Origin of the sequence: Vibrio sp. L5-1, from assembly GCF_021728315.1 — a bacterium.
Lineage (GTDB): Bacteria > Pseudomonadota > Gammaproteobacteria > Enterobacterales > Vibrionaceae > Vibrio > Vibrio splendidus_K.
Genome location: NZ_JAKKCQ010000002.1, coordinates 256387 through 270055, shown reverse-complemented (window position 1 = coordinate 270055; position 13669 = coordinate 256387). Strand labels below are relative to the sequence as shown.

The 13669-nt window shown below is 43.9% G+C and carries 12 protein-coding genes; 6 read left to right on the top strand and 6 right to left on the bottom strand.

The window, feature by feature from the left end; translation table 11 throughout:
• Positions 1 to 11 precede the first annotated feature (11 nt).
• A complete protein-coding gene (sbcB, locus tag L3V35_RS07930; protein ID WP_054546465.1) occupies positions 12 to 1436 on the bottom strand; it encodes an exodeoxyribonuclease I in 1425 nt (474 codons plus the stop codon).
• 1109 nt (positions 1437 to 2545) lie between these two features.
• Between sbcB and L3V35_RS07925 the strand changes: the two genes are divergently transcribed.
• The 4 genes from L3V35_RS07925 to L3V35_RS07910 are packed head-to-tail and all read left to right on the top strand — an operon-like array spanning position 2546 to position 6663.
• Positions 2546 to 2980: a DUF4402 domain-containing protein gene (locus tag L3V35_RS07925; protein ID WP_004734871.1), complete on the top strand. Its 435-nt coding sequence runs from the start codon at positions 2546 to 2548 to the stop codon at positions 2978 to 2980.
• Positions 2981 to 3032: 52 nt separating this feature from the next.
• On the top strand, positions 3033 to 3470 hold the full coding sequence (locus tag L3V35_RS07920; RefSeq protein WP_054546464.1) for a DUF4402 domain-containing protein: 438 nt from the start codon (positions 3033 to 3035) through the stop codon (positions 3468 to 3470).
• A complete protein-coding gene (locus L3V35_RS07915) occupies positions 3467 to 4177 on the top strand; it encodes a molecular chaperone (protein ID WP_054546463.1) in 711 nt (236 codons plus the stop codon). The genes L3V35_RS07920 and L3V35_RS07915 overlap by 4 nt, the downstream gene beginning before the upstream one ends.
• Before the next feature lie 47 nt (positions 4178 to 4224).
• A complete protein-coding gene (locus L3V35_RS07910) occupies positions 4225 to 6663 on the top strand; it encodes a carboxypeptidase-like regulatory domain-containing protein (RefSeq protein WP_237299218.1) in 2439 nt (812 codons plus the stop codon).
• Between the two features lie 15 nt (positions 6664 to 6678).
• Here the strand turns inward: L3V35_RS07910 and L3V35_RS07905 are convergent, their stop codons facing one another.
• Entirely contained in the window at positions 6679 to 7527 is an 849-nt protein-coding gene (locus L3V35_RS07905; RefSeq protein ID WP_237299216.1) for a sterol desaturase family protein, read from the bottom strand.
• 87 nt (positions 7528 to 7614) lie between these two features.
• Positions 7615 to 8628 carry a DUF2804 domain-containing protein gene (locus L3V35_RS07900; RefSeq protein ID WP_237299214.1) on the bottom strand — a complete coding sequence of 338 codons (1014 nt, stop codon included), beginning with the start codon at positions 8626 to 8628 and terminating at the stop codon, positions 7615 to 7617.
• A gap of 169 nt (positions 8629 to 8797) precedes the next feature.
• Between L3V35_RS07900 and L3V35_RS07895 the strand changes: the two genes are divergently transcribed.
• Positions 8798 to 9832, top strand: a complete 1035-nt coding sequence (locus tag L3V35_RS07895; protein WP_237299212.1) for an AraC family transcriptional regulator — start codon at positions 8798 to 8800, stop codon at positions 9830 to 9832.
• 4 nt (positions 9833 to 9836) lie between these two features.
• Here L3V35_RS07895 and L3V35_RS07890 read toward each other — a convergent pair whose 3' ends face one another.
• A complete protein-coding gene (locus L3V35_RS07890; RefSeq protein ID WP_237299909.1) occupies positions 9837 to 10787 on the bottom strand; it encodes a chromosome partitioning protein ParA in 951 nt (316 codons plus the stop codon).
• A 39-nt stretch (positions 10788 to 10826) separates the two neighbouring features.
• A complete protein-coding gene (locus tag L3V35_RS07885) occupies positions 10827 to 12161 on the bottom strand; it encodes a sphingomyelin phosphodiesterase (RefSeq protein WP_237299210.1) in 1335 nt (444 codons plus the stop codon).
• Between the two features lie 401 nt (positions 12162 to 12562).
• Here L3V35_RS07885 and L3V35_RS07880 point away from each other — a divergent pair, with 401 nt between their 5' ends.
• Positions 12563 to 13084 (top strand): DUF2058 domain-containing protein, encoded by a 522-nt coding sequence (locus L3V35_RS07880; protein ID WP_004734880.1) that lies wholly within the window; start codon positions 12563 to 12565, stop codon positions 13082 to 13084.
• A gap of 281 nt (positions 13085 to 13365) precedes the next feature.
• Here L3V35_RS07880 and L3V35_RS07875 read toward each other — a convergent pair whose 3' ends face one another.
• Positions 13366 to 13548, bottom strand: coding sequence for a hypothetical protein (locus L3V35_RS07875; protein WP_017077989.1), 183 nt, complete (start codon positions 13546 to 13548; stop codon positions 13366 to 13368).
• Positions 13549 to 13669: the final 121 nt, after the last annotated feature.

Sequence of the window (13669 nt, the reverse complement as noted above, 5' to 3'; positions counted from 1 at the left end):
TGATAATGGAATTAGCTAGCTAACTTTTCTACGTATTGATAAACCGACTTCAAGATAGCCATTTTCTTCTCGTCGCTTTCATGTTCATGCGCGAGGTTTTCAAGGTTGAGCATGTACTCTTCTAAACGGCTCTCATAAAACTCACGACAATGGTTCGCCCATTTCAATTGCTCAGCTTCGTCGAGCGTCCATGGGAAATGACGAGCACGGTAACGGAACAGTAACGGTTTAATACGTTCATCACCGAAGGTGATGTCTAAAGCTGCCAAGTTATTTGGGTCAGTTTCGCGAATGATGTTCATCGCTGTTTTATCAGCAGGTGAAAAGAAACCGTCGTAAAGGTGTGTATCAACATCATCACTCTTTTCGTACTCTCGTTCTTGTGAGTACAGGCCGATCAGTTTTTCGCGGATCTCTGGGTGTTCGCGCAGCAGTGCCAAGTTCTTCAAGCATTGTTGACGATCGATACCGATGGTTTCGGCATTTTCAGCCGTCAGCGTTTTGGCTGGAGCAAGAATAGGGCACTTGTTCAGTTGAACCAATTTAATTGGTACGGGTAGCTCGTCTTCACCCAGTTCACTGCGTTTGGTGTAGAGTCTGTCTCTGAGTTCATCAGCGTCCAGTTCTAACAGTGGGCTTGGATCTTTGGCTAAATCAACCACGATAACGGCATTTTGATTGGTTGGGTGCCAAGCCATAGGCACAATCCAACTTGTGTAGTTGCAGTCACGGCCAAACATGCCCGAAACGTGCATCAATGGTGTCATGTTTACAATATCAACCAGGTCATTCAGCTTACGCTTATGACGCATGTTGTAAAGGTAATCGAACATCTTAGGTTGTGCAGCTTTCAGCTTCTTCGCTAACTCGATGGTCGCAATAACATCGGCCATCGCATCGTGCGCGTTCTCATGTTCAATGCCGTTTGCCACAGATAGGTGTTCCAGTTTGAAGCTTGGATAACCTTCTTCGTTCTCTGGCCAAACAATGCCTTCAGGGCGCAGTGCGTGAACAGCGCGCATTACATCTAATAGATCCCAACGTGAGTTGCCGTTCTGCCAGCTCCACGCATATGGGTCGATGAAGTTTCGGTAGCAGGTGTAACGCGTTACCTCGTCATCGAATCGAATACTGTTGTAGCCAAGGCTTGTGGTATTTGGTTTCGCCAACTCAGCATGGATCTTTGCGATAAACTCTGGTTCAGGAAGACCTTGTGAAGCCGCTTTTTGTGGTGTGATGCGGGTGATCAGTGCAGCTTCAGGCGCAGGGAGATAATCAGCAGGAGGTTGGCAATAGATAACCAGAGGCTCTCCAATAACATTGAAATCTTGGTCGGTACGAACACCCGCAAACTGACTCGGACGGTCTTTTGCTGGGCTAACGCCCCACGTTTCGTAATCGAAAAAGAAGTAGGTCGGCTGATTATCTGAACTCATTGAATTTCCTGAACAGCAAGCGCGGAACGTTTACTGTGGCTGAAGGTTAGTTTTGTTCAGTATCTGATAGTATGCGGTACGCGTGCAACCCAGATCACAAATAAATTGCCGGAAAACGGTGCTTTACTATTCAATCGAGTCGGTGGGGAAGGTTTTGAATCCAATTGTGGCTTTTCTATGGTCACAATTCTGCCTGTGTACCTCTTTTTTAACTATCTTTTCACCTTATCTGTTGTAAAGCGATGAGTCGGGTTTTAGGTTTACCGCGAATGAGTTTGTTTGTCTTTTACTCTAAAGCTGTGTGATTAGAAACACCTCGTTGTTTTTTGACTGGTGGCTAATCTGCTGTACCTGTACCTGTACCTGTACCTGTACCTGTACCTGTACCTGTACCTGTACCTGTACCTGTACCTGTGGCTAAACCGCTGTGCTTGTGTCTAAACCGCAGCGCAGATGTCTAAACCGTAGCACAGGTGTTTAAACTGCTTCACTTGCCTGTCTAGGCTCTGTCCAATTAAGGTGTTTTTCGCAATACAATCCCCTTAGATTTAATTAATTTTTGGATATTTATGATTGTCGGGGTTAATTTTACTGGAGCGTTATGTCTGTCTCATTTTTAATACTTTCTATAATCCGTGTTTGAATTGGATATAAAGAAAGCTCTAATATTTCATTTTCATCACAATTTATTTTAATTGTCAGTATGTTTCATTTTTGAGACTGTATTGCAACACGGTGATCTATATAGTAATTAACCTGAATATAATAAGGCTTTATTCTTGTCCTTTATTCTTGTCCTTTATTCTTGTTCTTTATTGAGGGTTACTTTAATTAAGGTCATTTTATAGGAATAATTACGTACAAAAATAAAGGAATTAAGTGTAAAACCAGTTTTATATATAATTGGTGAAAATGAATCAATACCATCATTATTGTTAGTGTTATTTATATCAATTTGCGTGATCTTATTCTCACTGCGCCTCATTTCTTTATAAATAAGTGTCAATGTATATATTTTCTAAATAGGATTGTTGTTACTTAATTGTTAACTTTGATTGACTGTTAGGTAACCCTAATAATAAAGCCGATTTTATATAAAGGATTAAAAAATGAACAAAGTCTTTAAGGTTGTTGCTGTATCTGCACTTTCTATCTCTTCAGCGAACGTTTTCGCTGTGAGTGACACTTTTGATGCAACACTAGAAGTAAAACAAGCAATTACAATGACAAAAACAAGTGATCTTGACTTCGGTATCATCACTTCAGACAACACAACGGACGTTGTTATCGCTCAAGGTGATGCTGGAGCTGCGGCATTTACTCTTTCTGGAGAATCTGGTGATGCAGTAACAGTAAGTATTTCTGATACTAACTTGGTTAACGGCGTAAATACGATTGCAGCTGAATTCGACTTTAATAACGCTATTACTCTTACCGGTGGTACTGCGGCTCTTAATATTGGTGGTACTGCACGTACTTCAAGTGCGACATTAGTTGCTGGTACATATACTGCTAACGTTGCAGTAGATGTAACTTACCAGTAATTAAATGAAACCAGTGTAATATTGTGGCTGCTATAAAGCAGCCGCTTTTACTATGAGTGTTCTATTAAAATACGCGATTTATATTGGTCTGATGATTTACTCCAGCCCTTTTCATGCGCTAGAAATTATTCCTGAGAATATGGAAGTGAAATTTCCGGGTATGTATATCTCTGGGTCGGGTCAGAATGCGGATTCAAACCCATCCAATAGTCAGGTTTATGTGGTTCGTTTTTATGTTGAAGGTGAGCCTGGTAAAAAAATCGTGGTTTCTCTCCCTTCCAAGCAATATCTAAACCATTCTCGTAAATCCAAACGCCTGCGTATTAGAAAGTTCTATTTTGGTTGTGGCTTATCAAAGCGTGGTAGAGCCAAAATCAAAGGGAATGGAAGAAGCAAATTATTGTGTATTGGTGCCAAAGTGAAAATCGGCGCTAACCACCCAGCAGGTCTTTACACCAGTACAATCCCTTTTGAGGTTAATTATAAATGAAGTTGTTTATCTCATGTGTTCTCGGCTTAATCTTCACAACACAAGCCTATGCTCAGTTACTCATCGCACCGACTCGTTTTGTGCTGGATGCCGACACTTCGGTGACTGAAAAAATCGTCGTCGAAAACAATTCAGATCAACCGATTCGCTTGGAGATAAAACCGATTTATCGCCCGGTAAAGGCGAGTGGCTTAGTTCGAACTGACGCTAATATCGCGCAATCAGAAGATATCGCGAGTTGGATTAAAGTGTCACCACCAATAATTCGTGAACTTAAACCCAATCAAAGACGCACGGTTCGCTTACGTATGAATGCTTTACCTGCTGACATGGCTGATGGTGAATATCGTGCTTACTTGTGGTTTTCTCCAATAGCAAAAGCTACAGAGCTATCAGACATTGCGTTGTCTTCAAGTAAAACCAACAGTGATGGTTCAGCCTTTCAACTGAACTTTCACATCAACAGTTATGTACCCGTTTATGTTCAGAAAGGTGAGCAGGTGCAAGATGTTAAGTTTGCGTGTGACAACCAAAGCATCAAGATTCGCAACGATGGTAACTTTCAATTTACTGCGAAATTGAATGTTGATGAGCATAGCGAAAAAGTGGTGCTACTACGTAATTCTGAATTAACCAAGGCTTTTCCTAAAGACTCAAAGATCTCACTGGTTCAGAACGAACAGCCCCTGTACGAATGTGTTCTGTAGTGCTCGTTTCATTGAAGCGAACTCTGTAAAAGCCAGTGTTCAATTGCATGGTTTGGCGACTTTTGTTGCTCGCTTCACTGTTTCCTTTTGGTGCGTATTCGCAATCTAAAGCAGAAAGTGAGGCGAGTGAACTCTATCCAGCCCATGTTGAAGTTCGAGTCGGGAAAGTGGGGGATAGCTTTTATCGTGTCATGATGGATGACTACGAAGAACCCTTCATTTCGATATCCAATGCCGCTTTTTATCTGCTCGAAATGAATGGTCAGTGTGATGAAAGCGGATATTGCGAACTGTATTTGCCTCAAGATGTGGGAAGAGAATCTCCTCCGTACATTCTAGATACCGAACAAGCCATTTGTTATCGCGATGACAACAATATCCAGTCGATCAAATATCAAGTCATCGACTCAGAAACTTACATTCACTGGTACAGCTTACAAGTTTGTATCCCGGCAAAAGTGCGTTGGGATATTGATGATTATAGGCTCACCGTTACTCCAGAATTCAGTTCATTGACTGAACTGGAAGCCGCTATTTCTAAGATGAAAAATGAATCACGTAAGAAGGCCGAGGATCTCAAGCGAGCTGAAAGCACGCCAGCTTTCGAACCTGTTGCCGCTGTGGGTTTGGCGACTCGCTTAGCGACTTCGGTTTATCACTACAGTGAAACTGGCGGTGATGTTTATGCAATCTCAGACACCATATTAAGCACTGAACACTCTTTGTCTCGCTTGTCGATTGATTCACGAGAAGATAACCCCATCGTCTATTACAACATTGCGGTTGAGGCTCATGAAGGTGAAGGCTCTTTAGAAATAGGTCATGTGTTATTGGATGGCAGCGTCTTTACCGTGAATCAAACCCTCGAAGATGGGCTCTATTACACCAACCGAAAGCGACAGACAGAGTTCGGCAACCTTCAACTCGAACGAACTACTCAACCTAATATCAGCATCGATGTTTTAGTCAATGGCATTTATCAAACCACTTATCGCTCTGATGAGTTTGGACGCTTCGTGGTTGAAGAAGATAACATTTCCCCCGGTGACACCATCAAGTTTCGCTACTACCTATCGAAAGGTGTCTGGCAGGAAGAAGAGATCACCGTCGCCGGTTTAGAAGATGCATTTCTGCCAAGCAACGAGTGGGGTGTGCAAGTGGTGGGCAATGAAGGTGCAGACCGAGCTGGCGCTGTGTCGCTCGAATATGGGCTTGCCGATTACTTCACCGTGGGTAGTGCCTTTATGAGGCAAAATGGTAAAGACTTGATTGGTGTTCAAGGACGATACTTACCGGCGCATTGGTTCGCGGGTCATATCGGTTGGTTACCTGAGTTCAATCGCTTTCCAATGGAATTTGATATTTTGATCAATGGCGATCAGTCGGCATCGATAGAGCTCAATAAAACCGATGAATTGGACTTAGAGTCGATGGAGTACGATGTGTTCAAATACAGCCTGTCGCTTGCCAATCTAACGGCCTTTTTAACGGTAAGGGATGATGAAGATGAGTTGAGCGTTGAACCCAAGTTGAACTCGAAAGTGGCTCGTAATCTGTTTGTCTCATACGCCGGTGATTATCGATACACCAAAGCTTCTCATCAAGAAGACTATCTACACACGATTGGCTTGGCCAAAAGCGGTTTCTCCGATACGTCGTGGAATATTTCTGGAACCGTTGATGGCTCTGGTCATCATGAACGAACGGAGCTGTCTCTGAGAAATGCGTGCAAAGAGTGCCTGTTAGATCCGTTGGAGGTTTTTCAAGAGCTCACGACGAACGTATCGGCTCGCTATCAAAAGCAGGAGGTTTCGTTTTCCGCCTCTTTAGAAGCTCGAGTGAACCCTTATTTACTCTTTAAGCTAGAAGGAACCGAAGACCGATACGGTGTCGAGATGACGACAGAATTCGGTGCTAAAACTTACTTTGATGAAAGCATTGGTGAGTTTGTTGAGTGGAATCGATACAACCATTCTAAGCTGACGGGCGTTGTCTACGATCACCACAAACAACCCATACAAGGCGTAAGCCTACAAATCTTGGACCAACGAGCGGTCAGTGATGCAAAAGGCCGATTTGAATTCTCAAGTGTTCCGGCTCGAGATAATCTACCTATCTATATCGATGAAGGGGCACTCGACCTTAACCTCACGCCGATTCAAAACCCTGTGTTTGTAAACACTAAGCAAGTCGGGCTAACTCATGCTCACATCGAAATGGTGGTATCATTTGGCGTCGATGGCACAGTGGAAGGCGATCTAGAAAACAGTGCTTATCTGCACTTTAAACATATCCAGAAAGGCACCGAGTATTCGAGCGAGATTGAGAGCGATGGCTTTTACATGGTAGAGGGGCTCATCGCGGGCAAATACATTGTGACTTTAGAAATGGGCGACAAGCGATACGTGCAAGGTGCCGACTTGGACGGCGATTTCTGGGTAAGCGGCCTCACATTCAACCTCATTGATTTTCATAAGGTGTACTAAATCCGATCGCTTTGATTAGTCTGAAGGAGGCGAGAGTATCAATCGTACTTTCTGTTTCATGGTTAACTCTCGGTTCCTCAAATCTTTGAATATGGCCTTCCATTCTTGAAAGGTGACCACTATCGGGTTAAAACTGTTTACTGGCTTGGTGACGCCGTAACGCACGGTTTCAACTTCAGGTTCGAACGTACCAAACAACTTATCCCAAATGATCAAAACGCCGGCGTAGTTCTTATCTATGTATTGTGGGTTTTTTCCGTGATGTACTCGATGATGCGAAGGGGTGTTAAAGATGTATTCAAGTGGTCCCAAGCTTCGTATCCATTGTGTATGGACAAAGAACTGCAAACCTAGATTCAGAAGCACCACAAAGATGACCCATTTAGGGTCAAAACCTATGATGACCAACGGTACCCAGAATAGCCACATCCCAGCAAGTGGGTACATTAAGCTTTGACGGAAAGCCGTACTGAAGTTCATCTGTTCTGAGCTGTGGTGCGCGACGTGTGCTGCCCACATCCAGCGAACACGATGGCTTGCTCTATGGAACCAATAATAGAAAAAGTCTTGTAACACCATCAATACAACAAAACTCAGCACGCCCATGTCGATGTCCATTAAACGCCAACCAAACATCAAGAGATACAACTGCACGACCAATAACCCGGTGAGCAAATCGGAGAGTTGATGCATTCCCGCAAGCGTGAAGTTACACATCACTTCTGAAAGTTTATAGCTGGAATTATCTGGTAGTCGACCTTGCTTCTGACCGATAAAATACTCAGCCAACATGCACACCACGAACAAGGGCGCTAATACCAACAGTAGCCATTCTGGGTGATTGATTAATGCGTCGATATTCATGTTTTATCCTTGTTGAGTCGCCATACGCGTTCTTAGTATCAAATTTGCTTAGACTTGATCGTTTGTGATTCAGTAAGCAGAATTTCGCTACCAGCGTGCAAAGTGATCTTCTGTTAGACCAAGAGCGCCATCGAGTCGATGTGTCACTCCATTGTTGTCTTCAATCGAGCCAGAAAAATGACCAATGAACTGACGAAAGTTACTCTTTAACAGCCACAAGTTGAGCTTTTCGCTGCGGTTATTTAAGGGCGTAAAGGTCAGGTTTATACGTCCACCTTGTGATGTTATCTGCCAAGGCAAGTTCGTGTCTTGGCGACTGAACGTAAACTGTACCGGGTTAAGCAAGTGTCTGGTTCCATTGACCCATAACACGTTTTCGCAGCCTCCGGTTTCATTCACGCCCGCCGCGAGGTTTAGGCCAATATCTGTGCCATTGGATTGCGTGTTGATGCTTGCCCAGCGCCAACTGGTCTCACGTCTCATGTAGCCCGCTGAAAAGTCATAACCGGCACGAGCTTGTTCGAGAACGAGTGATTCTCCTTTGATTTGGATTTCACCGCTGATGCGCAAAGCATTGTGCTTTTGGGTGTAAGTCCAACCTGAATACCCCGTTGGGCTGCACATCGCCATGGGCAAGCTGTCGGCTTGAGGCTTTAAAGCGATATCGGCCTTGATGAGCTTGGTATTCAAGCGAACTCGCCATTGTCCGCCTTCGATATCGAAAGCAATGCTTTGATCTGCAATGCTTGTCTTTCCTTCGAATGGTGAAGGCGTTACATGCTTATCAAACCCTAATAGCCTCAACCAAGATGACTCTTCCAGATGGTTGTTTTCAATATCGTACAGATAACAAAATGCTGAGCCTAAGTAGCGAATATCCGCGATAGCGACACCAATAATGTGTGTGTCGGTGACGATACTGACAAACTGGAATTGCTTGTAGTGAAAGTGCTTCTGCCAAGGACCTGCTTTTGAATCCATCGAGTTTCGGTAGTCAAAGTTCTCGATGTTCAGTTGTTTTGGGATGCCATCGAAATGTCCAATGATCGGCTGACCATTAGAATCAATCAAACTGTGTGGGGCAGGGTTCGTTTTTATCATTGCGATGGTTCACATAAATTTAACAATTAAAGCCATTGTGCGATGAGTAGCGTAGAATTGGGAGGTCATATTCGGACAAGAGCGCGTTACCAATCACGATTTTGTCAGCAGTGTTGTTAAAGCTGAGTAGTCATGTTTATGGGAATGGGTTAGATATAAGGAGAGACGCTTGGAGATTATCGCGGAGTATAAGCCAACCGGACATCGGCATCAGTTGGGGACATTAGATATCGCGCTGCTGTTGAATACCTTAGAGCAACGAGGTCTCGATATTGAAAGGCTACTCATGGATGTGGGTTTAGAAACCATGGATTGGCGAGACCCGAATGGAAAGCTGACTTACGCTGATAAACTTGCGTTGTTTAGCGCGGCTAATCAGAGTTTTCCTCACGATGGTCTAGGTCTTTGGTTGGGAGAGCATGCAAGTCTGAGCCATTTTGGCGTGTTGGGTTATGCGCTATCAACCAGTCAAAATGTCGGGGAGGCCATCAAGTCGGGCTTTAAGTATTTGCGCCTGAATGGGCCTATCTTCTCGGTTAAATTGTTTCTAGATTCCGAGCAAGCGGTGATTCAGATTGAGAACACCTTGGAAGTGGGTGATCTCCTTCCTTTCTGCAGTGAGTACTTCTTAAGTTCAATTGTCTCTTTGTTCAAAGAACTGACTGGTTATGATTTAGCTATTAACACTCTGGCTTTTCCTTATGCTCGTCCCAATTACACCAAGCTTTATGACAACCGCTTCCAGTGCCCGGTGATTTTTGAACAAAACCATTGTGAACTGCGTTTTGATGTTTCTGTTTTGTCACAAACCTTATTGACTCATGATGCCGCGACACTGAAGCGCTATCTCGCGTCTTGCCAGTCGATAGTGGAAACGTTGGACTCGGAACATCTGTTGACTAACCAGATCAAAACGATCTTTTATCAAACTGCAGGTAGCTTCCCGAATATTGAACAACTCGCAGAAGAGTTTGGTTGCAGTTCTCGTACACTCAGGCGAGAGTTAGTGACCAATGACTCCAGCTATCAATTATTGCTTACCGAAGTTCGAGTGGAACTGGCCAAAGAGCTATTACTCGGTACAACCATGAGCATTGATGACATCGGTGAAAGGCTCGGTTATAGCGATCCTGCAAACTTCAGAAGAGCGTTTAAAGGGTGGCTCAATAAAACGCCTGCGCAGTTCCGTAACGGTTTAAGTTAAAGCGTTACTTGCTAAAAAACTGCTCCCTGAAATCGGATACTTGCTGCTGATAGTAACTGTCCCAATCTTGTTGAGTCCAAGTGGCATAACTTGAGGAACGCTGAGAGCCTAAGGTCGCTTTGAGCTGATCCAGTTGCTCGTGGTAAGTCATCACTGTTTGTTGCTGTTGCGCGACTTGTTGTTCTCGTGCGGCAATGTTATTGGCCTCAGTTTCATCTAAGTAGGTCTCTTGAAGGTCCGCTTTGACTGATACTATCTCAGCAGGGCTATAGCTGTTGGGTATCAAAGAGACTGCCAATTCATATTTTTGAAGCTGTGTTTCGGCGTTTAACGTGCCCGTATTGTTTTGCCATTCACTAAGCAAACCTTGATAGTTGGCCAAAAACTGGCTCGCTTCGTTTTCTTTAAGGGTGTTTGCGTCGAGCGTAAAATCTAGATGCGCAAACTGGTCTGCGAATAGCTGGTGGGCCAACTCGCCCCATACTTGCTGTGCAGATTGCTTGAATAAGGCAACACGATCTTCAAGAGTCTCTATGGATTCAAGTGGGATGGTACTTTGGGCTAATTGCCAGTCGACTGATAGCTGCGGATAGTCGCTCAGTAACTCAAACCATATACTCGGCAACTCTGATTTCAATCGTGCGAGTTGCTCAGTGCAGTCATCGCGTTGTTTGCAAAGCGCCCAGAACCCATCGAGTTCATCGAATAGAGCTTTACCTTCAAGTTCGCTTAAGTTTTCAACATGCGTTTCTCCGCCCGATGATTCTGCCTCGGCTTGTTTGTTCTGCGATGCTGCATTTCCCGAACTGGCGGTTGCAGTTGGCGTGGAATTATCGTCATCAGTTGTCGTAGAAACACGCGACTTAGCTTCTGTGTGTGGAGCAGAAGATAGCGGTGTTTCGTTCGTTTTTGATGACCATGAATAGCCAATAATGCTCGCCGTTAAGACGAGCATTATGATTAATATAACTCGATGCATTATGGGTTCACCGAGTTACTTGATGACAGCGCTAACAGGGAAGTGGTCTGAAAGGTTGTAGTGCTTCCATAACTTACTGCTTGTTGAACGAGGAACATCAACGCGGTTATTGTTGTGAGTTTTTTGTGCGTACTCCGAACTCACCACTACGTAATCCAAGTATTCGACGTTTTCCCCGCCAGACATAGGTTCGCCTGCAAAGTTGTTGATGCGAGGATCAAAGGTGGAAGCGGTATAACCTGAATACTCAGGCTCAGCGGCTTGCAGGTTAGCGAACATCTGTTGGTAGTCGCCTGGGAACTTCAGCTTGTTCACGTTGAAGTCACCGCTGTAAATAACCGTTTCTGAGGTTGGTATTTCCAGTGATTGAGCAAGCTGACGCATCTGTTTAAATTGACGCTGTCGGTAGTCACGAGCGGTATCCGTATCGAACGACGCGGTGTGAGTGCCAAACACATGGTAAGCCTGACCATTTTTGATGACCTCAGCGTAATTCACGCCCTTATCAGCGAAACAATCTGTGCCTGTACAATCAGGGAACACGTATTGCGCTTCGTTGACAATAGGGTAGCGGCTCACAATGACCACGCCACCGTCATAGATGTTAATCCCATCTTTATCGAGCATTTTGGTTTGGTACGGGTACTCTTTTGCAAGTTCACGCAAGAATTCATCTCTGCCGTTAGCAAACACCTCTTGTAGCGCCAACACGTCGTAGCCTTTTACATATTGAGGGAGAAGATCGTAGCGGTCACCAATATGCGAAGCGATGGCAGGTAGCGCCCAGATGTTATAGGTCATGACTTTGAGTGTATTGGCATCCGGCTCTGGTTGCTCATCTACTTTGGGTGGGGTGATGGTGTAATAAATATCATCGTAGCGCGCCGTAGAATCGGCTTTAAGTGCAAGCTCTGCATTGACCCCGAATGCATCGGTTGTGCTGCGATGAATATTACGATCGTCATGCAGCGTTAGGTTGACGTCTACGGCACTTAAACCATGTTGCAGTGTCGAGTTGTACCAATGACCTTGCATGGTTTGATTGAGCGTGACACTCTCTCCCACAGCGTTCGATACTACAGTGTCAAACTCGTAGGTCTTCCCAGATTTCACACCAGTCCAGCGATTGAAACTGATCAGCTTCTTCGTCTCCCAAGGGCCAATCTGTTCAACATGCTGTTGCCACTCATCACCGAATTGAAGCTGGTCAGTACCTGTGTGATTGGTTTGAATCGTCATTACTTGGCTAGTGTTATTGGTCAGGTACACATCGGTATCTGCAATAGCCGAGGTTGAAATGAATGAAGCTGATGCAAGTAATGCACTCAGGCAAGTCCATTGAGTTTTCATTTTCACGTTATCCTTACTGATTGGTTTAAAGAATAACGTAGTAAAGAGTTATGACATTGGAGTTATAACTCTATCAGAATTATCCAAATATTAGATATATGCCATGGTTTTATAAATTCGATTACTCATTGATAATTAACATATTGCTTTGTCGGAATGATAAGTGATACGCGCGCACGCCAACAAATAGAGGAACGATTTGGGTTTGAGGGTAAGTCACTAGTGGTTGTTTTCGTGGAAATCATAGGTCGGTAAATAACCAGAAATGGATGCTGTGAATCACGATAAGGAATAACGCTAACCGCCTTGCTCTATCAGCAAAAATTTTGCCATTGTTCAGTAAACAGATTCCTCAAAAACAGGTATGATAGTGTCGTTTTTAATCCTGAACTGGGAAAGTCATGGCAAAGTTAACACTCCAAGAGCAAATGCTTAAAGCTGGCTTGGTAAATGAGAAAAAATTAAAGAAGGCGAAAAAAGGCTCTAAAAAGTCTCGCGTTCAGTCTCGTGAAGCAAAAGCGGCAGCAGAAGAAACTAAACTGGCGCAGCAAGCGAAAGACAAAGAGTTAAATCAACAGTTGAAAGAACAGCAGTTGAGCAAAGAAATTAAAGCTCAAGTGAAGCAACTGATTGAGATGAACAAGATCGAACAGAAGAACGGTGAGATCAAATACAACTTCACCGATGGTACGCTAGTTAAATACCTTTACGTAGAAGACCTGACTCAAAAGCAACTAAGTAAAGGTATTCTAAGTATCGCGCGTCAAGGCGAAAGCTATGTTGTTATTCCTACTGCGGTAGCGAACAAGATCGCGATGCGTGACGAAGAATCTATCGTTGACACTCAAGCTTCAAGCTCTGATGAAGTAGACGAAGATGATCCGTACAAAGACTTCGTGATCCCAGATGATCTAATGTGGTAGTCCTCGACTAAACCACTATCTAATTCGTCAATTACTTGTGGCGTGAAGAAGTATTAAAAGCCCCGATGTGTCTTACATCGGGGCTTTTTCAATGTTGGCAACTGCATAGAATTATTTACGGGCTCATCTGAACCGGTCATGTCTCTATATTTGAGAAATAATTCATTGCCGGTGTCTCACTTACGACCGCTTTACTGGTAAGTAGCTAAGTAGCTAAGTAGCTAAGTAGCTAAGTAGCTAAGTAGCTAAGTAGGTAGGTTACCTACTAAGGCTTTGGCCAGCTAATCGGCAACAATGTCTGCGATGTCGAAAGTTGAGTCTTGTTGGTTGTTTTTAAGTTGATGATATTCGAGTTGATATTGCTCATAGCCATCAAAATAGCAGTCGCCGATTTCATTGCGTGGACAAATTTGTACATCGTCTCTTGCGACCAGTTCAGTTGAACAAGATGGGCAATGTTTCATAGATCCTCCTGATGGAATCCCAGTGTATAACCGACTCCATTAACTCAAACTTTTGTTTCGTTGTGATTTCATTTTTAAGTCAAGTAGTGGTTTTATTTGTCATAACCCCGCTACTTGTTGC

Bases quoted from the DNA above. Each gene is read 5' to 3' on its own strand.
- sbcB (WP_054546465.1), bottom strand. From the start codon at position 1,436: ATGAGTTCAGATAATCAGCCGACCTACTTCTTTTTCGATTACGAAACG.
- L3V35_RS07925 (WP_004734871.1), top strand. From the start codon at position 2,546: ATGAACAAAGTCTTTAAGGTTGTTGCTGTATCTGCACTTTCTATCTCT.
- L3V35_RS07920 (WP_054546464.1), top strand. From the start codon at position 3,033: ATGAGTGTTCTATTAAAATACGCGATTTATATTGGTCTGATGATTTAC.
- L3V35_RS07915 (WP_054546463.1), top strand. From the start codon at position 3,467: ATGAAGTTGTTTATCTCATGTGTTCTCGGCTTAATCTTCACAACACAA.
- L3V35_RS07910 (WP_237299218.1), top strand. From the start codon at position 4,225: ATGGTTTGGCGACTTTTGTTGCTCGCTTCACTGTTTCCTTTTGGTGCG.
- L3V35_RS07905 (WP_237299216.1), bottom strand. From the start codon at position 7,527: ATGAATATCGACGCATTAATCAATCACCCAGAATGGCTACTGTTGGTA.
- L3V35_RS07900 (WP_237299214.1), bottom strand. From the start codon at position 8,628: ATGATAAAAACGAACCCTGCCCCACACAGTTTGATTGATTCTAATGGT.
- L3V35_RS07890 (WP_237299909.1), bottom strand. From the start codon at position 10,787: ATGCTCGTCTTAACGGCGAGCATTATTGGCTATTCATGGTCATCAAAA.
- L3V35_RS07885 (WP_237299210.1), bottom strand. From the start codon at position 12,161: ATGAAAACTCAATGGACTTGCCTGAGTGCATTACTTGCATCAGCTTCA.
- L3V35_RS07880 (WP_004734880.1), top strand. From the start codon at position 12,563: ATGGCAAAGTTAACACTCCAAGAGCAAATGCTTAAAGCTGGCTTGGTA.
- L3V35_RS07875 (WP_017077989.1), bottom strand. From the start codon at position 13,548: ATGAAACATTGCCCATCTTGTTCAACTGAACTGGTCGCAAGAGACGAT.